The sequence below is a fragment of the Pelomonas sp. BJYL3 genome, from assembly GCF_027257975.1.
Classification (GTDB): Bacteria; Pseudomonadota; Gammaproteobacteria; order Burkholderiales; family Burkholderiaceae_C; genus Roseateles_B; species Roseateles_B flavus.
This window is the reverse complement of the sequence record NZ_JANZKX010000003.1, coordinates 274,317-296,614: the sequence shown is the minus strand read 5'-3', so window position 1 is coordinate 296,614 and position 22,298 is coordinate 274,317. Positions and strand designations below refer to the sequence as shown.

Annotated in this window: 20 protein-coding genes; 15 read left to right on the top strand and 5 right to left on the bottom strand. The window is 70.6% G+C overall.

Annotation, left to right across the window (positions count from 1 at the left end; all coding sequences use genetic code 11):
* Positions 1-119 precede the first annotated feature (119 nt).
* Together O9Y01_RS11035 and O9Y01_RS11030 are read right to left on the bottom strand one after the other, a co-directional pair.
* Positions 120-3,311 carry an ATP-binding protein gene (locus O9Y01_RS11035; protein WP_269631642.1) on the bottom strand — a complete coding sequence of 1,064 codons (3,192 nt, stop codon included), beginning with the start codon at positions 3,309-3,311 and terminating at the stop codon, positions 120-122.
* A gap of 28 nt (positions 3,312-3,339) precedes the next feature.
* Positions 3,340-4,242, bottom strand: coding sequence for a LysR family transcriptional regulator (locus tag O9Y01_RS11030; RefSeq protein WP_269631641.1), 903 nt, complete (start codon positions 4,240-4,242; stop codon positions 3,340-3,342).
* A 280-nt stretch (positions 4,243-4,522) separates the two neighbouring features.
* Here O9Y01_RS11030 and O9Y01_RS11025 point away from each other — a divergent pair, with 280 nt between their 5' ends.
* Complete coding sequence (locus O9Y01_RS11025; RefSeq protein ID WP_269631640.1) at positions 4,523-5,596, top strand: alpha/beta fold hydrolase; 1,074 nt, start codon at positions 4,523-4,525, stop codon at positions 5,594-5,596.
* Between the two features lie 50 nt (positions 5,597-5,646).
* Here O9Y01_RS11025 and ychF read toward each other — a convergent pair whose 3' ends face one another.
* The gene (gene ychF / locus O9Y01_RS11020) at positions 5,647-6,741 is read right to left on the bottom strand and encodes a redox-regulated ATPase YchF (protein ID WP_269631639.1); all 1,095 of its coding nucleotides are present in this window, start codon (positions 6,739-6,741) and stop codon (positions 5,647-5,649) included.
* A gap of 108 nt (positions 6,742-6,849) precedes the next feature.
* On the opposite strand from ychF, the gene O9Y01_RS11015 reads away from it, so the two are divergent.
* From O9Y01_RS11015 to O9Y01_RS11000, 4 genes are read left to right on the top strand one after another with little or no spacing between them, the layout of a single operon-like run.
* Positions 6,850-7,962, top strand: coding sequence for an FAD-dependent monooxygenase (locus O9Y01_RS11015; RefSeq protein ID WP_269631638.1), 1,113 nt, complete (start codon positions 6,850-6,852; stop codon positions 7,960-7,962).
* Positions 7,963-8,015: 53 nt separating this feature from the next.
* Positions 8,016-8,735: a DsbC family protein gene (locus tag O9Y01_RS11010; RefSeq protein WP_269631637.1), complete on the top strand. Its 720-nt coding sequence runs from the start codon at positions 8,016-8,018 to the stop codon at positions 8,733-8,735.
* Between the two features lie 59 nt (positions 8,736-8,794).
* Entirely contained in the window at positions 8,795-9,241 is a 447-nt protein-coding gene (locus O9Y01_RS11005) for a DUF3429 domain-containing protein (protein ID WP_269631636.1), read from the top strand.
* A 38-nt stretch (positions 9,242-9,279) separates the two neighbouring features.
* Entirely contained in the window at positions 9,280-11,043 is a 1,764-nt protein-coding gene (locus tag O9Y01_RS11000) for a M61 family metallopeptidase (RefSeq protein ID WP_269631635.1), read from the top strand.
* A 150-nt stretch (positions 11,044-11,193) separates the two neighbouring features.
* On the opposite strand, the gene O9Y01_RS10995 is transcribed toward O9Y01_RS11000, so the two are convergent.
* A complete protein-coding gene (locus O9Y01_RS10995; protein WP_269631634.1) occupies positions 11,194-11,358 on the bottom strand; it encodes a hypothetical protein in 165 nt (54 codons plus the stop codon).
* 74 nt (positions 11,359-11,432) lie between these two features.
* Between O9Y01_RS10995 and O9Y01_RS10990 the strand changes: the two genes are divergently transcribed.
* From O9Y01_RS10990 to O9Y01_RS10980, 3 genes are all read left to right on the top strand, one after another.
* Positions 11,433-12,194 (top strand): DUF3108 domain-containing protein, encoded by a 762-nt coding sequence (locus O9Y01_RS10990; RefSeq protein ID WP_269631633.1) that lies wholly within the window; start codon positions 11,433-11,435, stop codon positions 12,192-12,194.
* A 52-nt stretch (positions 12,195-12,246) separates the two neighbouring features.
* Complete coding sequence (locus O9Y01_RS10985; RefSeq protein WP_269631632.1) at positions 12,247-13,038, top strand: enoyl-CoA hydratase; 792 nt, start codon at positions 12,247-12,249, stop codon at positions 13,036-13,038.
* A gap of 177 nt (positions 13,039-13,215) precedes the next feature.
* Entirely contained in the window at positions 13,216-13,644 is a 429-nt protein-coding gene (locus tag O9Y01_RS10980) for a DUF4148 domain-containing protein (RefSeq protein ID WP_269631631.1), read from the top strand.
* 76 nt (positions 13,645-13,720) lie between these two features.
* Here the strand turns inward: O9Y01_RS10980 and lysS are convergent, their stop codons facing one another.
* The gene (gene lysS / locus O9Y01_RS10975) at positions 13,721-15,244 is read right to left on the bottom strand and encodes a lysine--tRNA ligase (protein ID WP_269631630.1); all 1,524 of its coding nucleotides are present in this window, start codon (positions 15,242-15,244) and stop codon (positions 13,721-13,723) included.
* 88 nt (positions 15,245-15,332) lie between these two features.
* Here lysS and O9Y01_RS10970 point away from each other — a divergent pair, with 88 nt between their 5' ends.
* The 7 genes from O9Y01_RS10970 to O9Y01_RS10940 are packed head-to-tail and all read left to right on the top strand — an operon-like array spanning position 15,333 to position 22,298.
* On the top strand, positions 15,333-16,403 hold the full coding sequence (locus O9Y01_RS10970) for a Gfo/Idh/MocA family protein (RefSeq protein ID WP_269631629.1): 1,071 nt from the start codon (positions 15,333-15,335) through the stop codon (positions 16,401-16,403).
* A 10-nt stretch (positions 16,404-16,413) separates the two neighbouring features.
* Positions 16,414-17,001, top strand: coding sequence for an acyltransferase (locus tag O9Y01_RS10965; RefSeq protein WP_269631628.1), 588 nt, complete (start codon positions 16,414-16,416; stop codon positions 16,999-17,001).
* Positions 17,002-17,018: 17 nt separating this feature from the next.
* Complete coding sequence (locus O9Y01_RS10960) at positions 17,019-18,116, top strand: DegT/DnrJ/EryC1/StrS family aminotransferase (protein ID WP_269632117.1); 1,098 nt, start codon at positions 17,019-17,021, stop codon at positions 18,114-18,116.
* A 9-nt stretch (positions 18,117-18,125) separates the two neighbouring features.
* Positions 18,126-18,680, top strand: coding sequence for an acyltransferase (locus O9Y01_RS10955; protein ID WP_269631627.1), 555 nt, complete (start codon positions 18,126-18,128; stop codon positions 18,678-18,680).
* Positions 18,677-19,912 (top strand): DegT/DnrJ/EryC1/StrS family aminotransferase, encoded by a 1,236-nt coding sequence (locus O9Y01_RS10950; RefSeq protein ID WP_269631626.1) that lies wholly within the window; start codon positions 18,677-18,679, stop codon positions 19,910-19,912. Before O9Y01_RS10955 ends, O9Y01_RS10950 begins: the two co-directional genes overlap by 4 nt.
* Positions 19,909-21,210: a lipopolysaccharide biosynthesis protein gene (locus tag O9Y01_RS10945; RefSeq protein ID WP_269631625.1), complete on the top strand. Its 1,302-nt coding sequence runs from the start codon at positions 19,909-19,911 to the stop codon at positions 21,208-21,210. Before O9Y01_RS10950 ends, O9Y01_RS10945 begins: the two co-directional genes overlap by 4 nt.
* Positions 21,207-22,298, top strand: coding sequence for a glycosyltransferase (locus O9Y01_RS10940; protein ID WP_269631624.1), 1,092 nt, complete (start codon positions 21,207-21,209; stop codon positions 22,296-22,298). Before O9Y01_RS10945 ends, O9Y01_RS10940 begins: the two co-directional genes overlap by 4 nt.

Here is a 22,298-nt window from a genome sequence, read left to right as displayed (position 1 = left end):
ATGCGGGCGCGGGCGCCCTTCACCGGCTATTGTGCACAGGCCGCCCGGACCTCCGCCAATGGAAATGCCCTGGGGTGCGACGCAATGCGCGCTCCGAGCTGCCGCATCCACAACGGCCCTCAGCGGGCCGTGCCGTCGTCGAACAGGGCGTCCAGCTGTGCCAGCAGGGTCTGCAGGTCCAGGGGCTTGGTGAGATAGGCCTGCACCCCCAGGGCCTGGGCGGCCGCCTGCTGCTCGGGCAAGGCATTGGCGGAGACGACCAGGACCGGCAGGTCCGCCAGCCCGGGCTCCTGGCGGAGCTGGCGAAGGACGTCCAGGCCGTCCATGTCCGGCAGCTGCATGTCCAGCAGGAGCAGGTCGGGGCGCCGGCTGCGCAGGGCCTGCAGGCCGCTGCGGCCGTCGGCGCGCAGCTCGCAGTGCAGGGAAGGGCGTTGGGCCAGCATGGCCAGCATCAGCTCTGCATTGACCGGGTTGTCCTCGATGTACAGCAGCTCGCCGCGGCGGGCATAGCTGCGCCGCGCGATGCCGGGCAGCTCATGGACGGCGGCCTGCGGCCCCTCCGCGGCCGGCAGCCGCAGCACGAAGCAGGCGCCGCTGCTGTCGCCCTCGTTGCCGCCGGTGTCGGGCTTGCTGCCATCGCGCGCCGCGGGCTCGAAGTCCAGGCTGCCGCCCATCAGCTCCGCCAGCCGGCGCGAGATCACGAGGCCGATGCCCGTGCCCTCGATGCGGCCGTTCTCCTGGCCCAGGCGGTTGAAGGGCTGGAAGAGCTGGGCCTGCTGGGCAGGCGTGAGCCCCGGCCCCTGGTCCTGCACGCGGATCTCGATCTGGCCTCCCGCCACGGCCTCGCTGCTGACGCGCACCTCGCCGCCCTGCCTGTTGTACTTGATCGCATTGCTCAGCAGATTGCTCAGCACCTGCTTCAGGCGCGTCGCGTCGGCCTGCACCCAGCGTGCGCCGGCCGCCAGGCGTAGCTCGATGCGCACGCCCTGGCGCTGCCACTGGGCCTGCAGCAGCGCCGACACCTCCTGCAGCTGCGCCGGCAGGTCCTGCCGGTCGAGGCTCAGGCGCATGGCCCCGCTCTCGATGCGGGAGAGGTCCAGGGTGTCGTTGATCATCTCCAGCAGATGCCAGCCGGCCTGCTGGATCTGGTGGGTCCATTCGTTCTGGCGCGGCGACAGGGGCGGCTGGCCCTCCAGGCTCAGCAGCTGAGCAAAGCCCAGCATGGCATTGAGCGGCGTGCGCAACTCATGGCTCATGCGGGAGAGGAACTCGTTCTTCGCGGCGCTGGCGGCCTCGGCGGCTTCGCGGGCCCGCTCCAGGTCGCGCAGGCGGCGCTGGTCGCCAATGTCCTCGACCACGCCCAGCAGGCTGTAGGGCTGGCCGTCCTCGTCGCGCAGCACGCTGACCAGGGCGCGCACTTCCACTACGCTGCCGTCGCGGTGCAGGTAGCGCTTGATGCGCTGGTAGCTGCTGAACTCGCCGCGCAGGAGGGCCTGGCCCATGCGCTTGTCCTGCTCGCGGTCCTCGGGGTGGGTGAGGTCCAGGGTGCGGCGGCCCAGCAGCGTGGCCAGGGGGTAGCCCACCATTTCGCAGAAGCGCGGATTGGCCTCGCGCACGGCACCGTCCAGCTCGGTGAAGACGATGCCGATGGGGGCGTGCTCGAAGATGTTGCTGAAGCGGCGTTCACGATCCTTCAGCGCCGCGGTGGCGCGCTCGCGTTCGGCGATCTCATGGCGCAGCGCCGCCGTGCGGTCGCGCACCAGGGCCTGGACGGTGCTGGTGCGGCCGGTCACGCTCAGCAGCAGCGCGCCCAGCAGGGCCGTGCTGAACAGGGCCACGACGACGAAAGGCAGGCTGCTGGCGCTGGCGATGGTGCCGAGGTCGTTGCGCGGCATGTAGGCGGCGAGCGTCCAGTGGCGGCCGGCGAAATCGATCTGGATCTCTCGCTGCGGCAGGTCGGCCCGGCGCCCGATGCAGCCCGGTGCGCCGGCCAGCTGGCGCGCCGCGCCGTCGCCGCGGTCCAGCAGGCACAGCAGCAGGCCCTTGGGTGACTGCGGGACCTGGGCCAGCAGCAGGTCGGGCCGCACGGTGGAGAAGACAACGCCGGCCGGTGCGCGGTCCGCCGGCGCCATCACGGGGCGAACCGCGCGATAGACCACCACGCCCTGCGTCGGCTGCTCGTACTGGCTGAGCATGAAGGCGGCGCTGGCCACGGGCTTGTGGCCCTGCAGCGCCGCGAGCAGGGCCTCGCGGGCATGGGGGATGCTCAGGACATTGGTGCCCAGCGCCGCGCGGTTGAGCTGCTGGGGCTCGATATGGCGTATCACCACCATGGCTTCGTCGGCAGGAGGCCGGACGTCGCCGCGGCGCTGGCGGTCGCGGCTGCGGAAGTCCGGCAGACCGTCCTGAACGGCCGCCTGATCCAGTGAGGCGGCATCGCGGCGCTCGACGCGGGCGGCAAAGCCCAGCGCGCTTACGGTGTCATCGATCCAGGGGCCGGCCACCTGGCGGAAGGTCTGCTGGCTCATGCCGGGAGCCTGCTCCAGCTGCAGGGCCAGGGCCTGTACCGGCACCAGGGGCTGGAGGATGGCCTGCCTGCCGGTGGCGAGCAGGCCGTCGGCCTCGCGCTCGAAGGCATTGCGGGCCGCGTCATAGTTCCAGGACTGGACCAGCTGGGTGCCGTAGGACATCAGGACCGTGGCCAGCAGCAGGGGCAGTGCGACATTGAGCCGCCGCGGTGCCCAGATCGCATGCGGCCGACCGATCAGACACAGCAGGATGGGCGCACCGATCAGCACGCCCAGCGCGTCGCCCATCCACCAGGACAGCCAGCTGTCCAGGGTCTGGTCCGGCGCCAGCGCGCCGGCGCCGCGCAGGGTCAGCGTCGCCACCGTGGCGCTGATCAGTCCGGCCACGCCGGCGCCGAGCACATTGAAGCGCAGCAGGTCCCAGGGATCGACCAGCACCAGGGTGCCGGGCAGCACGCGGCGGACCAGCAGGGTGCCGGCCACGGCCTGCAGCATGGCGCCCAGGCCGATCAGGCTGGAGCTCATCCAGGACATCTGCCCCCGCTCCTCCCCCAGCACCAGGTTGAGCAGCAGCGAGCCCAGCAGCACGCCCGGGCTCACCCGCAGCCCCCAGCACAGCAGGGCCGCCAGCGCCAGGCCGGCCGAGGGGAAGAGGGGGATGGCGTAGTTCGGCGCCATGGCCAGCTTCAGGCTCAGCAGGCCCACGCCTGCATAGCCCAGGGTGAGGGCCAGGATGCGCCACAAGGTCTGCTGCAGTGTGCGGAAACGCTCGTTGGATGTCATGGTGGAAGCCGCCTGCCGCTGGGCAGGCTCAGCCCGCCTCCTGGTGCTGAAGGTCCTGGAGGACGGCGCCGAGCGCATCCGCCACGAACCGGGTCCGTGGCAGCTCGGCGGCACGCCGATGGGCCACGAGGAAGAGCTCGGCCTGGACCGTCGGCCCGGGCGACAGCGCCAGCCGGACCAGGCCCTGTGTCAGGGCGTGAGCATGCGGCGCGACCGCCAGGACCATGGCGCCCACGCCCGCGCGGCAGGCGGCCAGCTGGACGAGGTAGTCGTCCGAGCTGAAGACGGGGCGGAAGTCAGGGATGGCGGCGGCCAGCGCCTGGTTGACCGGCAGGTGCTCGTAGGGCGGGGCCCAGACGATCCAGTCGACCTGCTCAGGCCGCGGCCGCTCCGGCAACCGGCGGGCATAGTCCGGGCTGGCGTAGGCGGCCAGGGGGCAGCGCAGTTCGGCCAGGGTCAGCAGCTCGGCCGAATTGGGGCGCTCCAGGCGCAGCGAAAGCTCGGCCTCGCCGCGCGCCAGGCTGAGGGTCTCCACCCCCGCCAGCACCTCCAGCTGCAGTCCCGGTGCCGACTGGCGCAGGCGCCCGGCGAGCGGGGCCAGCAGCTCGAAGGCGGGCCCCGGCGGCGCCGCGATGCGGACCTTGCCCTCGAGGCGGTGCGTCGGCCGCGTCAGGCGGGTTTCGGCTTCCTGGGCCCACTCGGCCATGCGCTGGGCGGCCGGCAGCAGGCGCTCGCCGGCCGCCGTGAGCTCGCAGCCCTGTGCGCGGCGGGTCACCAGGGGCTCGCCCACGCTGAGTTCCAAGTCCGCCAGGCGGCGGCTGACGGTGGCCTGCCCCAGCTGCAGGCTGCGCGCGGCCTGGCTCACGCTGCCGCCTTCCGCCACGGCCAGGAACAGGCGCACATCGTCCCAACTCAGGGGCCTGCTAGGCATCGGTGCTTCCAGAAATGGATGGATCCATGCGAATTTAGCGCATTGTCATGTTCAAAACCGGATGGGACCATCCGCCCCATCGGCCTTCAGGAGTCCCCGTGATGCCCCGCACACTTTCCGCCCTCCGGCACCCTTGCCCGTGCTCACCCGCCTGCCGGCCCACCCGTCCGTCCACCCGGCCGGGCGGTCGGGCCCGGGCACCGCATGGGAGGCCGGGCTCCACGGCGGCCTGCGGCGCTGCGAAGGCCTTGCGGCGGCCCAGCGCGCCATGAGCCGGCGCGTGCGCCTTGCCCGTCTGCTGGCCATGCCGCCGCTGATGCTCCTCCCCGCCGCCTGCTGCACCGGTCGGGTGCCGCGGCTGCCTGCCGATCCGGACCATGCGCCCATTGCCTTACAGGAAGCTGTGCAGCTGGGCGGCAGCCGGCAGTGGCTTCTGATCCGCGGGGCGGACCGCAGCAAGCCCCTGCTGCTTTTCCTTCATGGCGGTCCGGGCAGCCCCTACATGGGCTTCGCGCAGCAGTTCCAGGCGGCGCTGGAACAGCATTTCGTGGTGGTGCACTGGGACCAGCGCGGCGCCGGCAAGTCCTATCCCGGCACGCCGGCGGAGTCCATGACCGTGCAGCAGTTCCAGTCGGACACCCACGAGCTGGTGCTGCACCTGCGCCGGCGCTTCCAGCGCGAACGCCTCTTCCTGCTGGGGCATTCCTGGGGCGCCTACCTGGGCATCCACGAGGCCTGGCGGCACCCGGAGAACCTGCATGCCTTCGTGGGCACCGGGCAGATGATCGACCTGCTCGAGCAGGAGCGGCAGTCGCACCGCTGGGCCCAGGCTCAGGCACGCGCCCGACACGACGACAGCGCCGAGCGTGAGCTCGCCGGCCTGGGCGAGCCGCCCTACGCCGACACCGTCCGCGGCATGAGCACCAAGTACGGAAAGCTGTGGGCCTACGGCGGCATGATGGAGGGCGAAACCGGCCCCGGCCGCTTCGTGCGGGGCATGCTGGGCAGCCCGGACTATTCGCTGCGAGACCTCTACCACTTCGTGCGCGGCAGCCGCTTCTCCCTGCAGCAGCTGGCGCGCAACGAGGGGGCCGGCTTCTGGTCCCTGCAGGCTCCCAGCCCACAGCCCCGCTTCCGGACGCCCATCTACTTCATCGCGGGCGAGCAGGACCGCGTGACGCCCACCTCACTGGTGCGGGCCTACGCGCAGTCGCTGGAGGCGCCGGACAAGCAGGTCTTCCTGATTCCCGGGGCGGGCCATTTTGCGTTCTACACCCATCCCGAGCGCTTCAGCGAGGCCGTGCTGGAGGCGCTGGGGCGCCCGAGGCCGGGCGGCGAGGGCGGCAGCCGATGAGCCCATGAAAAAGGGCCCTCGAGAGGGCCCTGTGCTGCTGGATGGCAGGATCAGACGTTGAACAGGAAGTTCAGCACATCCCCATCCTTGACCACGTAGTCCTTGCCTTCGGCGCGCATCTTGCCCGCGTCCTTGGCACCAGCCTCGCCCTTGAACTGGATGAAGTCTTCAAAAGCGATGGTCTGTGCGCGGATGAAACCGCGCTCGAAATCGGTGTGGATCACGCCGGCGGCCTGCGGGGCGGTGTCGCCCTTGTGGATGGTCCAGGCGCGCACTTCCTTGACGCCGGCGGTGAAGTAGGTCTGCAGGCCCAGCAGGCCGAAGCCGGCGCGGATCAGGCGGTTCAGGCCGGGCTCGTCCTGGCCCATCTCGGCCAGGAACATGGCCTTGTCCTCGTCACTCATCTCGGACAGTTCGGCCTCGGTCTTGGCGCAGATGGCCACCACCGGGCCCTTCTGGGCGGCGGCGTATTCCTTCAGGCGGTCCAGGAAGGGGTTGTTCTCGAAGCCGTCCTCGGCCACATTGCCTACGAACATGGCCGGCTTGGCGGTGATCAGGCACAAGGGCTTGAGCACGGCCAGTTCTTCCTTGCTGAAGTCGATGGAGCGCACAGGCTTGCCTTCGTTCAGCGTGGCCTCACACTTCTTAAGCACCTCGACCAGGCGCAGGGCGTCTTTGTCGCCGCCGGCCTTGGCCACCTTGGTGTAGCGCTGCAGGCTCTTTTCAACGGTGGAGAGGTCGGCCAGGCACAGCTCGGTCTGGATGACCTCGATGTCGGAGATGGGGTCGACCTTGCCGTTCACGTGGATCACGTTCGGGTCTTCGAAGCAGCGCACCACGTTGACGATGGCGTCGGTCTCGCGGATGTGCGAGAGGAACTGGTTGCCCAGGCCTTCACCCTTGGAGGCGCCTGCCACCAGGCCGGCGATGTCCACGAACTCCACGATGGCGGGCACGACGCGCTCAGGCTTCACCACCTCGGCCAGCTGGGCCAGGCGGGGGTCCGGCAGCTCGACCACGCCCACATTGGGCTCGATGGTGCAGAAGGGGTAGTTCTCGGCGGCGATGCCGGCCTTGGTCAGCGCATTGAAAAGGGTGGACTTGCCGACGTTGGGCAGGCCCACGATGCCGCATTTGAGGCTCATGGAAGGCTTTCTGATTGGCGCCAGGGCTGGCGTGGACGCAAAACCCTGATTTTAAGGCGTCTTGTTCGCTCGCCGGCCGGCACCCGCGCGGCTGCCTACAATCGAGGCATGGACCCCTATGACATCCTCATCCGCGGCAGCGGCATCGTCGGGCGCAGCCTGGCGCTGCAGCTGGGCAGCCAAGGCCTGCGCGTGGCCCTGCTGAGCGAGCGTGAGGCGCCGCAGCGGCAGGGGGAGGACGTCCGGGCCTATGCACTCAATGCCGCCTCCGTGGCCCTGCTGCGCCAGCTCAAGGTCTGGGATGCCCTGCCCGAGGACGCCCGCAGCCCCGTCTACGACATGTGCATCCGCGGCGATGCCGAGGGTGCGCAGCTGGGTTTCTCGGCCTGGCAGCAGGGGGTGTCGGAGCTCGCCTGCATCGTCGATGCCGGTGAGCTGGAGCGCCAGCTGGGCCAGGCCCTGCGCTACGCGCCGCGGGTGGATGTGGTCAGCCAGCCCGTACCGGCTGCGCTGGAAGCCCTTTGCGAAGGGCGTGAGTCCCGCCGCCGTGCCGAGCTTGGTGTGGCGTTCGAGCCGCAAGCCTACGGGCATCGCGCGATTGCCGCCCGCCTGACGAGTGCCCTGCCGCACCAGGGCGTGGCCCACCAGTGGTTCCGCTCGCCCGACGTGCTGGCCCTGCTGCCTTTCGATCGGCCACAACCGGCCTGCTCCTTCGGCCTGGTCTGGTCCCTGCCCGAGGCCCGGGCGCAGGAGCTGCTGGCCCTTGCTGATGACGCATTCGAGGCCGCGCTGACGGAAGCCACCGGCGGTGCTGCCGGCGCGCTGCGCCTGGCTGGCGAGCGCCAGAGCTGGCCCCTGGCGCTGGCCCGGGCCGGGGCGGTGTCCGGGCCGGGCTGGGTCCTCCTGGGCGATGCCGCGCACCTGGTGCATCCCCTGGCCGGGCAGGGCCTGAACCTGGGGCTGGCCGATGTCCTGGCCCTGAGCCAGGTCATCGCTGAAAAGGAAAGCTGGCGCAGCCTCGGGGATGCCCGGCTGCTGCGCCGCTACGAACGTGCCCGGGCCTTGCCGACCCTGGCCATGGGGGAGCTGACCGATGGTCTGCTCAAGCTGTTTGCGAGCGAGGCCGCGCCCCTGCGTCGGCTGCGCAACGAGGGTCTGCAATGGCTGGACCGGGCGGCGCCGCTGAAGCGCTGGCTCACCGCCCGAGCCTTGGGGCAATGAACACAAGCGGGCCCCCGGGGGTTCCGATCCACAAGAGGAAGATGATGCACGCGATGAACTTTGCACGCTTGGCCGCCGCCAGCCTTCTGGCCCTGGCCGCGACGAATGGCTGGGCCAACGAGGCGGTGATCAAGAAGGCCCTGGCCGAGCGCCTGCCCGGCTTCAAGGTGGACGAGGTGCGGCCCACGCCCATGCCCGGCATCTGGGAAGTGCGCACCGGCTCCGAGCTGCGCTACACCGACCCCGCGGGCAACTACCTCATCGAGGGGGAGATGCTTGACCTGCGCGCCAAGAAGAACCTCACCGAGGAGCGTGTGGCCAAGCTGACGGCCATCGAGTTTGCCAACCTGCCGCTCAAGGATGCCGTGGTCTGGAAGACCGGCACCGGCAAGCGCAAGCTTGCCGTCTTCGCCGACCCCAACTGCGGCTACTGCAAGCGCTTCGAGCGCACCCTGCAGGAGCTCAAGGACGTCACGGTCTACACCTTCGTGATCCCCATCCTTGGCCCGGATTCCGTGGAGAAGACCCGAGCCATCGTCTGCGCCAAGGACCAGACCACGGCCTGGCGCTCCTGGATGCTGGACGGCACCCTGCCCGCCAGGCCGGAGGGCAAGTGTGACGACTCCGCCACCGAGCGCAACCTGGCCTTCAGCCGCCGTCACCACATCAATGGCACGCCGGCCATCCTGTTCGAGGACGGCTCCCGCGCACCGGGCGCCCTCAGCGCCGAGCAGGTCGAGCGCAGGCTGCAGGCCCCCGCTGGCAAGTCCTGACCCCCGGGGGCCGAGCGGCCCCTGCGCCCCCATCCAGTCCACCTCATCTTCACGCCGCCATGTCTGATCCGGCCCTGCGTCCGCTGCCCCTGAACCCCATCGCCGTGCGCCTGGGCCACCTGAGCCTCCTGCCCTTCGTGCTGGGGGTGTTGCTGGCGTGGCTGGTGAGGGCTGATGTGCACGCCTATGTGGTGGACGGCCTGTCCAAGTACGCGGCGCTGATCGTCGCGATGCTGGGTGGCATCCACTGGGGACTGGGCATGCGCCAGACCGTGCCGTCGCCGGCCCCCTTCATCTGGGGCACGGTGGCCGTGACGGGCGCCTGGGTGGGTGCCATCATGCAGGCCTATGCCGGGCTGGTCGTGCTGGGCGTGATGCTGATTGCCTGCTATGTCTGGGATCGCCGTCACTATCCTGGGCTCGGCGCCGGGGCGTGGCTGACCCTGCGCTTCCGGCTCAGCGCCGTCGCTGCCCTGTGCTGCTTCCTGGGTGCCGCGGCAACCTGAGCCCGCCTCCTTGTGACTGCCACCGACGCTCGCCCACGATGATCCACTACCGCATCTCGACCGCAGCGCTCCATGCCCATCTCTTCGACATCCAGCTGACGGTACCGGCGCCTGGTGCGAGCCAGCGCTTCTCGCTGCCGGTGTGGATCCCGGGCAGCTACATGGTGCGCGAGTTTTCCCGCCACCTGGGACCGATCACGGCACGCCAGGGCCGCCGGGAGCTGCCCGTGCGCCAGCTCAGCAAGAACGAATGGCAGGTGGACGGCCTGGGCAAGGGCCCGCTGGTGCTGAGCTACCAGGCCTATGCCTTCGACACCTCGGTGCGCTGTGCCTACCTCGACGCCCAGCGCGGCTTCTTCAACGCGGGCAGCCTGTGCCTGCAGGTGGAGGGCGCGCAGGACCAGACGCAGCAGATCCAGCTGGCGGACCTGCCGCGCGGCTGGCAGGTCGCCACGGCCATGCCCGCGGCCGGCGGAGCCCGTGCGAGACATCTCTACCAGGCCGCCGACTACGACGAGCTGCTGGACCACCCCTTCGAGCTGGGCACCTTCTGGCGTGGCGAGTTCCAGGCCCGGGGTGTGCCCCATGAGTTCGTGGTGGCGGGCGCCCTGCCCATCTTCGACGGCGAGCGCCTGCTTCGCGATGCCCAGCGCATCTGCGAGGCCCAGATCGACTTCTGGCATGCGCAGGGCCGCAAGCGCGAGGCACCTCCCTTCGGACGTTATGTCTTCCTGCTCAATGCCACGGAAGACGGCTACGGCGGCCTCGAGCACCGCGCCAGCACGGCCCTGATCGCCACCCGCCGCGACCTGCCCCGCCTGGGCCAGGCCGAGACCAGCGACGGCTATGTGCGTCTGCTCGGGCTGATCAGCCACGAGTACTTCCACACCTGGAACGTCAAGCGCCTGCGCCCGCGCGACTTCGCGCAGTTCCATTACGGGCAGGAGAACTACACCGAGCTGCTGTGGTTCTTCGAGGGCTTCACGTCCTACTATGACGACCTCTTCCTGGTGCGCGCGGGCCTCATCGAGGAGGCCCGCTATCTCAAGCTGCTGACGGGCAATGTCAACACCGTGCTGGCGGGCCCGGGCCGCCTGCGCCAGTCCGTCGCGCAGAGCAGTTTCGAGGCCTGGACCAAGTACTACCGCCAGGACGAGAACAGCCCCAACAGCATCGTCAGCTACTACGTGAAGGGCTCCCTGCTGGCCCTGTGCCTGGACCTCAGCCTGCGTGCGGGCGGGGCCAAGGGGGCCAGCCTGGACGCGCTGATGCGCAAGCTCTGGCGCGAGACGCCGGAACGCCTGCTCAGCGAGGCGCAGGTGCTGGCGGCCGTCGAGTCCCTGGGCTCGGCCGAGCTGGCCGGCCATCTGCGGGACTGGATCCATGGCTGCGAGGACCTGCCCCTGGCCCCGCTGCTGGAGAAGTTCGGCGTGCAGTGGTCCGCCGACAAGCTGGGCCTGGCGCAGCGCCTGGGCCTGCGCGTGGGCGAGACCCAGGGCGTGCTCAGCGTCAGGCAGGTGTTCAGCGGCGGTGCGGCCGAGGCCGCGGGTCTGCAGGCGGGGGATGAGCTCATCGCCTGCAATGGCTGGCGCCTGCGCAAGCTGGACGACGCCCTGCTGAGCCTCGATCCCAAGGCGCCGCAGCGGCTGGAGTTCTGGGTGGGCCGTGAGCAGCGCGTGCTGGCCCTGCCGCTGCGCCTGCCCCTGGATCGCCCGGCAGGCGCCCCGGTGCTGCTGAGCCTGACGGACAAGGCCCCGGCCCGGCTGCAGAGCCTGCGTCGGGCATGGCTGCAGGGCGGCTGACATGCCGCACGCTCGGGGGCGGGGCCATGCTGGCCCTGGCCGTGCTGTGCCTGCATGGCTGGGTGCTCGATCAGCTCGCTGACGAGGTGGCCGGATGGCGTGAGCTGGCGCCCATGCCGCCGCGGCTTTCCGCGGCTTTTGTTCGCACGCTCACGCCCAGCGCTCCTCCTGCGGCGAGGCCGGGCGTGCCCCGGCCGGCGCAGCCGTCTGCCGGCAAGGGGGCCGCGCCTGCGGCCGCAGCGCCGGCCTCGGCGGCGTCATCGGCATTTCCCGCTTCACCCGCTTCATCCACTTCATCTGCTTCATCTGCTTCATCCGCTTCGCCCGCCCCGGTGGCTTCAACCCCCGAAGCTCCTCCGGCAGAGCTGCCCCTCGCCGCAGACGCGGCCGTGCCCGCCAGCCCGGCCGAGGCCGCCAGCGCCGTGGTCGGCGTGGCCTCGGCAGCAGCGGCGGCCAGTGCTCCGGCCGACTTCCAGCCCGGCCCCGAATGGCCCGCCTCGACGCGGCTGGACTACAAGCTGCGTGGCAACTACCGGGGCACAGTGACCGGCCGGGCGCGCGTGGAGTGGTTGCGCGAAGGCCGGCGCTACCAGGTGCACCTGGAGGTGGCGGTGGGGCCAGGTTTTGCCCCCCTGATCGCACGCACCATGAGCAGCGAGGGCGTGCTGACCCCTCTGGGCATCCGGCCCGAACGCTTCGATGAGGACACCCGCATCCTGCTGGCCGCCCGGCGCCGGCTGACGCTGCAGTTCCTGGACCGCGAGCTCGTCTTCCCCAACGGCCGCCGTGAGTGGGCTCCCCCTGGCGTGCAGGACGCCGCCAGCCAGTTCGTGCAGCTGACCTGGCTCTTCCTGACCGGCCGCGAGACGCCCCGGCCTGGCCATGAGATCCGCCTGCCCCTGGCCCTGCCGCGCAAGCTCTACGCCTGGCGCTATGTGGTCGAGGGGGAGGAGCAGCTGGACACCCCCATGGGCCCCCTGGCGGCCTGGCACCTGCGCCCGCTGGCCGAGAACACTGGCAGCGACCTGCGCGCCGAGGTCTGGCTCGCACCTTCGCTTCAATACCTGCCGGTGCGGCTGATGATCCGCCAGGACGAGCAGACCTGGATCGACCTGATGCTGCAGTCGGCCCCGCTGCAGGCCGCGCCCTGAAGACCCGGCACCGGCGCCCCGTATAGTTGCGCAAATTCCAAGGAGCTACACCATGAGCCAGTACGAATGCATCCTGACCGAGGTGCGCGGCGACGGTCCCCGCAAGACCGGCCTGATCACCCTGAACCGCCCCAAGCAGCTCAATGCCCTGAACGACCAGCTGATGGACGAGCTGGGCCAGGCCCTGCTGGCCTTTGACGCGGACGAGGCCATCGGCTGCATCGTGCTGACCGGTTCGGAGCGCGCCTTCGCGGCGGGCGCCGACATCCCTACCATGGCCCCGCACAACTTCATGAGCGCCTTCAAGAGCGGCCTGATCTCCAAGAACTGGGAGACCATCCTGCAGGTCCGCAAGCCCGTGATCGGTGCCGTCGCCGGCTTCGCCCTGGGCGGCGGCTGCGAGCTGGCCATGATGTGCGACTTCATCATCGCCGCCGACACCGCCAAGTTCGGCCAGCCCGAGATCAAGCTGGGCATCATCCCCGGTGCCGGTGGCACGCAGCGCCTGCCCCGCGCGGTGGGCAAGAGCAAGGCCATGGACCTGCTGCTGACCGCCCGCATGATGGACGCGGCCGAGGCGGAGCGCGGCGGCCTGGTGTCCCGCGTGGTGCCCGCCGACAAGCTGCTGGAGGAGGCCCTGGCCGCTGCCCAGACCATCAACGGTTTCAGCGCACCTTCGACGATGCTGATCAAGGAGCTGGTCAACCGCAGCTTCGAGGGCCCGCTGCTGGACGGCGTGGCCGTGGAGCGCCGCTATTTCCATGCCTTGTTCGGCACGGACGACCAGCGGGAGGGCATGGACGCCTTCCTGAACAAGCGGGCGCCGGACTTCAAGCATCGCTGACGTATTGCAAACAATCCATCGTGCGAATGGTGGATTGTTTGTGAATCTGCAATAGAGTCTTGCCGCGGCCCTGGTGTTTCTACTAGGTCTCGATCCCTACAGTCACGGTCATGGACAGACGCCTTGCGGTCGCAAGGAGGTCTCAAGCCCAGAACCCATTCTGCAAAGGATCGCCTCATGAACACCCTGTCCCGCACCCTCGCCCTGGCTCTCGTCGCTGCCCTGGGCCTGCCCGCCCTGGCCCAGACCAGTGCCTCGCCCACCCGTGAAGAAGTGATCGCCGAGCTCCAGCGTGCGCGTGCCAGCGGCGAGCTGAGCCGCATGATCAGCGAGGACACCGCCCTGTTCGGCCAGACCGTGGCCCCCGCCGCGAACAGTGCCGTGGCCAAGAAGGACGCCAAGCCGGCGGCCAAGCCCGAGCAGGCGCAGCCCGCTGCCCCGGCGGCTTCCCGCGAAGCCGTGAAGGCCGAGCTGCAGCGCGCCCGTCAGGCGGGTGAGATGGACTACGCCCAGGCCGAGCTGGGCCCACGCCTGAACGGCGGCACGGCCAGCCCGCTGTCTGCCGCTCCGGTACTGGCCGGCCAGCCGGTACAGGCGGCCCACTGAGGCCTCGCCTCCTGCCATGAAAAAAGCGGCCTGCGGGCCGCTTTCTCTTTGGGGGAACTGGAAGGCTCTCGGGGCCTCAGCCCTCGCGGCGCAGCGCCGGGAACAGGATCACGTCGCGGATGCTGGGCGAGTCGGTGATCAGCATCATCAGGCGGTCGATGCCGATGCCGCAGCCGCCGGTCGGAGGCATGCCGTATTCCAGGGCGCGGATGAAGTCGGCGTCGTAGAACATGGCCTCGTCATCGCCGGCTTCCTTGTTGGCGACCTGGGCGTGGAAGCGCGCGGCCTGGTCCTCGGCATCGTTCAGCTCGGAGAAGCCATTGGCGTACTCGCGGCCGGTGATGAAGAGCTCGAAGCGCTCGGTGATCTTGGGGTTGGTGTCCGAGGCGCGGGCCAGGGGCGAGACCTCGACGGGGTAGTCGATGATGAAGGTGGGCTGCCACAGCTTCTCTTCGACCACGGCCTCGAACATGCCGAACTGCAGCTCGGGCAGGGTCCAGTGCTTGGGGGCTTCCTCGCCCAGGTCCTTGAGCTTGGCGCGCAGGACGTCGGCGTTGTCGGCCTCGCTCTCGCTGAGGCCGGCGTGAGCCACCAGGGAGTCGCGCACCGAGAGGCGGGCGAAGGGCTGGTCCAGGTGCACTTCCTTGCCGGCGTAGGTGACGCGGGCGTTGCCGGTGGCGGCGCGCGCGGCGTGGCGCAGCACTTCCTCGGTGAAGTCCATCAGATCATGGTGCGTCCAGTAGGCCGCATAGAACTCCATCATCGTGAACTCGGGGTTGTGCCGGACCGAGATGCCTTCGTTGCGGAAGTTGCGGTTGATCTCGAACACGCGCTCGAAGCCGCCCACGATCAGGCGCTTGAGGTAGAGCTCCGGGGCGATGCGCAGGAACATCTCCTGGTCCAGCGCGTTGTGATGGGTCACGAAGGGCTTGGCATTGGCACCGCCGGGGATGGGATGCAGCATGGGCGTCTCGACCTCCAGGAAGCCGTGCTCGACCATGTAGCCACGGATGGAGGACACGGCCTTGGAGCGGGCCACGAAACGGGCGCGGGCGTGCTCGTCGGTGATGAGGTCGACGTAGCGCTGGCGGTACTTCTGCTCCTGGTCCGTCATGCCATGGAACTTGTCCGGCAGCGGGCGCAGGCTCTTGGTCAGCAGGCGCAGCACGCTGACGCGCACCGACAGCTCGCCGGTCTTGGTGCGGAACAGCGTGCCCTCGGCGCCGACGATGTCGCCCAGGTCCATGTGCTTGAAGCTCTCGTAGACCTCCTCGCCCACGCCATCCTTGGTGATGAAGAGCTGGATGCGGCCCGTGGCGTCCTGCAGCGTGCCGAAGGAGGCCTTGCCCATGATGCGCTTGAGCATCAGGCGGCCCGCCACGCTGACCTGCACGGCCTGCGGCTCCAGCTCCTCGTTGGCGATGTCGCCATAGCGCTGGGCCAGGGGCAGGGCGCGGTGCTGGGGCTTGAAATCGTTGGGGAAGGGGACGCTGGTCTTGGCGCGCAAGGCGGCCAGCTTCTCGCGGCGCTCGGTGATGAGCTGGTTCTCGTCCTGGGCGGGCGCGGCGTGGTGCGGCTGGGCGGGGGTGTGCTGGGTCATGCTCAACTCATTGAATTTGCTGCGATTTTAGGCGCTTTCGGGGAGGGCACCCTCGTAGAATCGGACCCTTCGCCCTTGACGGTCGTCCATGAATCCCCAAAACCGCTCCCCTCTGCCTTCGCCAGATCGCAAGATCCGGTTCGCCCTGGTCGGCTGCGGCCGCATCTCGAAGAACCATTTCGAGGCCCTGGCACGGCATGCGGACCGGGCCGAGGTCGTGGCCGTCTGCGACACCCGGCCCGAGGCGCTGCAGGCCGCCGTCGAGCTGACGGGCGCACCGGGCTTCGCCTCGCTGGAGGCCCTGCTGGCGGGCTCGGACGCCGATGTGGTCGTGCTGGCCACGCCCTCGGGCCTGCATCCGCAGCAGGCCATCCAGGTCGCGCGCGCCGGGCGGCACGTGCTGTCCGAGAAGCCCATGGCGACCAAGTTCGAGGAAGGCATGGCCATGGTGCGCGCCTGTCGCGATGCCGGCGTGAAGCTCTTCGTCGTCAAGCAGAACCGGCTCAACGCCACGGTGCAGCTCGTCAAGCGTGCCATCGAGCAGGGCCGCTTCGGCCGCATCTACCTGAGCACGGTCAATGTGTTCTGGACCCGCCCGCAGAGCTACTACGACGCCGCCAAGTGGCGTGGCCGCTGGGACCTCGACGGCGGAGCCTTCATGAACCAGGCCAGCCATTACGTGGACTTGCTGGACTGGCTGGTGGGCCCGGTGGACAACGTCCATGCCTACACCGCCACCCTGGCTCGCGACATCGAGGCCGAGGACACCGGCGTGATGAGCCTGCGCCTGCGCCACGGCGGCCTGGCCAGCATCAACGTCACCATGCTGACCTGGCCGCAGAACCTCGAGGGCTCGATCACCATCCTGGGCGAGAAGGGCACCGTGCGCATCGGCGGCACGGCCGTCAACAAGATCGAGCACTGGCAGTTCGCTGAAGCTCACGAGGATGACGCGCAGGTCGCCGCCAGCTCCTACGAGACCGGCAGCGTCTATGGCTTCGGCCACCCGCTGTACTACGACAACGTCATCCGCACCCTGCGCGGCGAGGCCCATGCAGAGGTCGATGGCTACGAGGGCCTGCGCTCGCTGGAGATCCTCATCGCCGCCTACCGCAGCGCCCGCGACGGCCAGCGCGTCGGCCTCCCGCTGGTCTTCTGAGGTTCACGGCATGAGCTACTGGAAACACGACAGCGCCATCGTCGACGACGGCGCGCAACTGGGCGAGGGCACCCGGGTCTGGCACTTCGCGCACGTGAGCCCGGGCGCCCGCATCGGCGCGCGCTGCGCGCTGGGGCAGGGCGTCTACGTGGGCAACGACGTGCTGATCGGCGACGGGGTCCGCATCCAGAACAACGTCTCGGTCTATGACGCGGTGACGCTGGAGGACGAGGTCTTCTGCGGCCCCAGCATGGTCTTCACCAACGTCTACAACCCGCGCGCCGCGGTGGCGCGCAAGAACGAGTACCGCCGCACCCTGGTGCGACGCGGGGCCACGCTGGGCGCCAACTGCACCATCGTCTGCGGCGTCACCATCGGGGCGCACGCCTTCGTGGGCGCCGGCGCCGTGGTGCAGAAGGACGTGCCCGACTTCGCCCTCGTGGTGGGCGTGCCCGCCCGCCGCATCGGCTGGATGAGCCGCTTCGGCGAGCGCCTGACCTTCGGCGCCGACGGCCGCGCCACCTGCCCGCAGACGGGCGATGTGTATGAACTGCAGGACCAGCGCTGCGTGCTGGTCGAGGAAGGAAATCTCCCGTGAGCACTGCCGGCAACGCCTTGCCCTTCATCGACCTCAAGGCCCAGTACGCCGCCCTGAAGGACCGCATCGCCCAGCGCATGCAGGCCGTGCTGGACCATGGCCAGTACATCATGGGCCCGGAGGTCAAGGAGCTGGAGACGAAGCTCGCGGCCTACGCGGGCGTGAAGCACTGCATCACGGTCGCCAGCGGCACCGAGGCGCTGCTCATCGCGCTGATGGCCCTGGACCTGCAGCCGGGGGACGAGGTCATCACCACGCCCTTCACCTTCGCGGCGACGGCCGAGGTCATCGTGCTGCTGGGCGGCGTGCCGGTGTTCGTGGACATCGAGCCCGACAGCTGCAATATCGACGCCCGCCTCATCGAGGCCGCCATCACGCCGCGCACCCGCGCCATCATGCCGGTGAGCCTGTACGGGCAGGTGGCGGACATGGCGGAGATCAACGCCATCGCCGCGAGGCATGGCGGCATCGCGGTCATCGAGGATGCCGCCCAGAGCTTTGGCGCCAGCTACCGGGGTCGCAAGTCGTGCGGCCTCTCCACCTGGGGTGCCACCAGCTTCTTCCCCAGCAAGCCCCTGGGCTGCTATGGCGACGGCGGCGCGCTGTTCACCGACGACGACACCCTGGCGCAGGCCGCGCGCGAGATCCGCGTCCATGGCCAGAGCCAGCGCTACACGCACACCCGCCTGGGCGTGGGCGGCCGCATGGACACGCTGCAGTGCGCCATCGTGCTGGCCAAGCTGGAACGCTTCGACTGGGAGATCGCGCAGCGCCTGGCCATCGGCGAGCGCTACCAGCAGGCGCTGGCCGGGCTGCCCGTGCAGCGTCTGGCCGTGCGTGAGGATCGCGACTGCGTCTGGGCCCAGTTCACGCTGCAGGTGGCCGATCGCGAGGGCGTGACCGCGCGCCTCAATGCCACGGGCGTGCCCACGGCCATCCACTACCCCAAGCCGCTGCACCTGCAGCCGGCCTATGCCCAGCGCTGCCGGGTGCCCGCGCCGCTGCCGCGCGCCGAGGCTGCGGCGGCCCGCGTGCTGAGCCTGCCCATGAGCGCGGACCTGCAGCCCTCGCAGCAGGACCTGGTGATCGCCGCCCTGCGCGCGGCCCTGCCCTGATCGCCGGCCATGCTGCTGGGCTACCGCCTCGATGCCCTGCGTGCCCGCGTGCGCGCCCGCTGGCTGGGCATGCTGGGCCTGGCCGTGGGCGCCGGCGCGCAGGTGCACCCGGGCGTCCGCCTGCGCCATGGCGAGGGCTGCGCGATCGGCGAACGCAGCATCCTGTACCGCGGCGTGCAGATCCTGGCCACGGCGGGCGGGCGCTTCCGCATCGGTCGTGACAGCCATCTGGCGCCGGGCGGCTATCTGCTCGTGGGCGCGCAGCAGCTGCTGATCGGCGACGACGTCGCCATCGGCCCCGGTCTGATGCTGTTCTGCGAATCCAACGACGTGCAGGGCGCAGGCCTGTTCCGCCAGCAGTACCGCCGGGCGGAGGTGCGCATTGGCAGCAATGTCTTCATCGGAGCCCGCGTGACGGTCCTGCCGGGTTCGGTGATCGAGGATCGCGTCGCCGTGGCCGCCCATGCCGTGGTCAGCGGGCGCCTGGCCTCGGGCTGGCTCTATGGCGGCGCACCGGCGCGCGCGCTGCGGCGCCTGGACGGCGCAGAAGGGCTGTCCGCATGAAGGGCCATGTCACCGGCGCGCTGCGCTGGTGGGACCTCCTCACGGCGACGCTGCAGGCCCTGCTCGACAGCGAGGCCTCGCTGCTGAAGTTCCGTACGGCCTTCGCCGCCAGCCTGGGCCTGGACGCCGCCCGCGTGACCCTCTTCGGCAGCGGGCGCAGCGCTCTGCATGCCCTGGTGGCGGGTCTTGAGCTGCCGCCGGACGCCGAGGTGCTGCTGCCGGGCTACACCTGCGTCGTCGTGCCCAACGTCTTCCTGCACCTGGGCCTGCCGGTCCGCTACGTGGACATCGCACCTGGCGGCTGGAACCCCGACGCCGAGGCCATCGCCCAGGCCATCACGCCGCGCACGGCCCTGGTGGTGCTGCCTCACAACTTCGGCCTGTGCATGGACGGCATCGAGACGCTGCGCGAGCGCTTTCCCTCGGTGGTCTTCGTGGAGGACGCGGCCCATGCCTGGGGCAGCCGCAACGCCGAAGGCCGCATGGCCGGCACCCGCGCGCAGGCGGCCTTCTTCAGCTTCGAGTACTCCAAGCCCCTCACCACGGGCATCGGCGGCGCGCTCGTGCTGAACGACGTGTCACTGCGCGCGCGCATGGCCCGGCGCCTGCCGGCCTTGCGCGTGCCGAAGCGGGGTCAGGTCTTGCGGCAAGTCCTGACCCTGGTCTGGCACCGGCTCGGGCAGTCCCTGCCGGGTGCCCTGATGCGGGGCCTGAGCGCCGTGCTGCGCCTGCCGGCCCGCGCGGCCGGCGTGGTGGCCCGCACGCCCGACAGCGAGCTCAGCGGCGCCTCGGCGCCTGACTATGCCTTGGGCCTGCACCCCTGGTCCGCCGCCCTGGGGCTGCAGCAGGCACGGCGTGCCGAGGCCCTGTGGGCCCTGCGCCGCCGCCAGGCCCGGACCTACGACGCCCTGCTGGCCGGCGCCCCGGGCTGGACGCTGCCCCAGCATGGCGAGGGCGAGGTGCTGCTGCGCTATCCCGTGCGCATCGACGATGCGGCGCAGCGTGCCGCGGTGATGCGCGGCCTCGTGGCCCTGGACATCGTGCCCGGCGTCTGGTTCGACGACGTGGTGCACCCGGCGGGCAGCCTGCGCTACGGCTACGAGGCCGGCGCCTGCCCGCAGGGCGAGGCGGCGGCCCGCGCGGTGCTGAACCTGCCGCTGGGCCTGCATGCCGATCTCTCCCCGCGCCAGCAGCAGGGCCTGCGCGCCCTGGCCCGGGGGGCGGCAGCATGAGCCTGCGTCAACGCTTCGCGCAGCTGGCTTCGGCCGCGGCCCTCAGCCAGGCCATCCCCCTGCTGATGGCGCCCCTGCTGACGCGCCAGTTCGGCCCCGAGGCCCTGGGGCACTGGGCCCTCTTCGCGGCGCTGGCGGCCAATCTGGCGACGGTGGCCAATCTGCGCTACGAGTACGCCGTGCTGCTGCCGCGCCGGATGGGCGAGGCCGCCCTGCTGCTGGAGCTGGCCCTGTGGATCGCCGGCCTGACGGGCCTGCTCTCGATGGCGGCGAGCCTGGGTCTGATCATGGGCGCCCCCGCGCTGGGCGGGCGCTGGGCCGGGCTGTCCGCGCTGAACCCAGCCCTGCTGGCCCTGGGCCCCGTGGTGGCGCTGGCCGGCCTTCAGCAGGCAATGACGCTGTGGGCCAATCGCCAGGGGCGCTTTGGTCTGATCGGGCAGTCGCGCGTCCTGCAGCAGGGCGGGCTGGCCGCCGCGCAGGGGCTGGCCATGCTGGCGGGCTGGACCACCGCCTCAGCCCTGGTCGTGGCGCAGCTGCTGAGCAGCGTGCTGGCGCCGCTGTGGCTGCAGGCCGGAGGGCTGCGCCTGCGCTGGCGGCGTTCTCGCACGCTCGTCGCCGGGCAGCGCCATGTGCGGCACCTGCGCCGCGTGGCCGAACGGCAGCGACAGTTCCCCTTGATCAACAGCCCGCATGCCTTCGTCAATGCACTGCAGGAGACCGTCGTGCTGGCCTTCATCACCGCCTGGGCGGGTGCCGCGGCGGCTGGCTACTACGCGGTGATGGTGCGCCTGGTGAAGGCGCCCGCCAGCCTGATCGGCGGGGCGCTGTCCGAGGTCCTGCTGTCCACGCTGGCGGCGGACTGGCGCAGCGGGCAGAGCCTGCGTCCGCGCCTGCGCCGCAGCCTCTGGGCCCTGGCCGGGCTGGCCCTGCCGGGCATGGTGCTGCTGATGATCACGGGCCCCGCGCTCTTCGCCTGGCTGCTGGGCGATCAGTGGCGCGTGTCCGGCGAGCTGGCCCGCTGGTTCGCGCCCTACGTGGCGGCGCATTTCATCGCGGCACCGCTGACGGTGGCCCCCATGGTGACGGGCCGCCAGGCCGGCGCGCTGGTCTTCAGCCTGGCCGGCAATGCCCTGTACATCGCGGCCCTGGGCCTAGTGCTGGGGCAGGGCGGTGCCTTGCGCGAGGCGCTGGGTGCGGTCTCGCTGCTGCTGCCCTTCTATTTCGTGGCGCTGCTGGCCTGGATCTGGCGTGGCGGCGTGCCTTCCCCGACTTCCCTGCAGCAAGGAGCCCGCGCGTGAAGCTGGTCCTGATCGGTGATGGCGAAAGCCCGCACCTGCTCAAGTGGGCGCGTGCCCTGTCCGCGGTGCCGGGCCTGCATCTGCATGCGGCCTCCTCGCGCGGCTTCACGCCGGCCTTCGAGGCCCTCGTGCCGGCCGAGTGCCGCCTGGTGCTGGGCACCGATCCGCGCCATGCCGGTGGCAATGTGGCCGTGCTCAAGACGTTGCCGCGGCTGGGCCACTGGCTGGCGCAGGTCGATGCCGACTGGCTGCTCCCGCACTACCTCACCTCGCACGGCACCCTGGCCTGGGCCGCGAAGACGGGCTGGCGCCTGCGCGCGAAGATCGCCGGATCGGCCTGGGGCAGCGACATCCTGGTGACGCCGCAGCAGGGCTGGGCCTACCGCTGGCTGACCTCGCGCGTGCTGCGGGCCTGCACGCTGTGCACCTCGGACTCGCAGCACATGAGCGCCCGCATGCACGAGCTGGGCGCGGGCGAGGTCATGACCTTCCCCTTCGGACTGGAGGCCCTGCCCAAGCAGAACGTGCGCAAGCAGCCCTGGCTGTTCTTCAGCAATCGTGGCCTGGAGCCCCTCTACCGCCCCGATCGTGTGCTGGCCACCTTCGCCGCCATCGCCCGGCTCAAGCCAGAGGCCCGACTCGTGATGGCCAATGACGGCAGCCTTCGCGGCGCGCTGGAGGCCCAGGCGAAGACCCTGGGCCTGGACGGCCGCGTGGAGTTCGTCGGCCGGCTCGAGCCCAAGGCGCAAGGCGTGCATTACGCCCGCGCCCGCTGGTTCCTGAGCCTGCCGGCGAGCGACTCGGTCTCGGTCTCGGTGCTGGAGGCCCTGGCCCACGAGTGCCTGCCCCTGCTGTCCGAGCTGCCGGCCAATCGCGAGCTGCTGGCGGATGGCCAGCGCGGCCTGGTGCTGGCCGAGGGCGCCGAAGCCGAGGGTCAGGTCTTGCTGGACCGGCTGGAGACACTGCTCGTGGAGGGCGAGTCCGTCGGGGCCGTCAACCGCGAGTGGGTGGCCCGCCATGCCCTGTTCCCGCCGGCCGTGCGCCGTTTCGTCGACCGTCTGAAGGCGCTGGACGCGCCGGCACGCTGA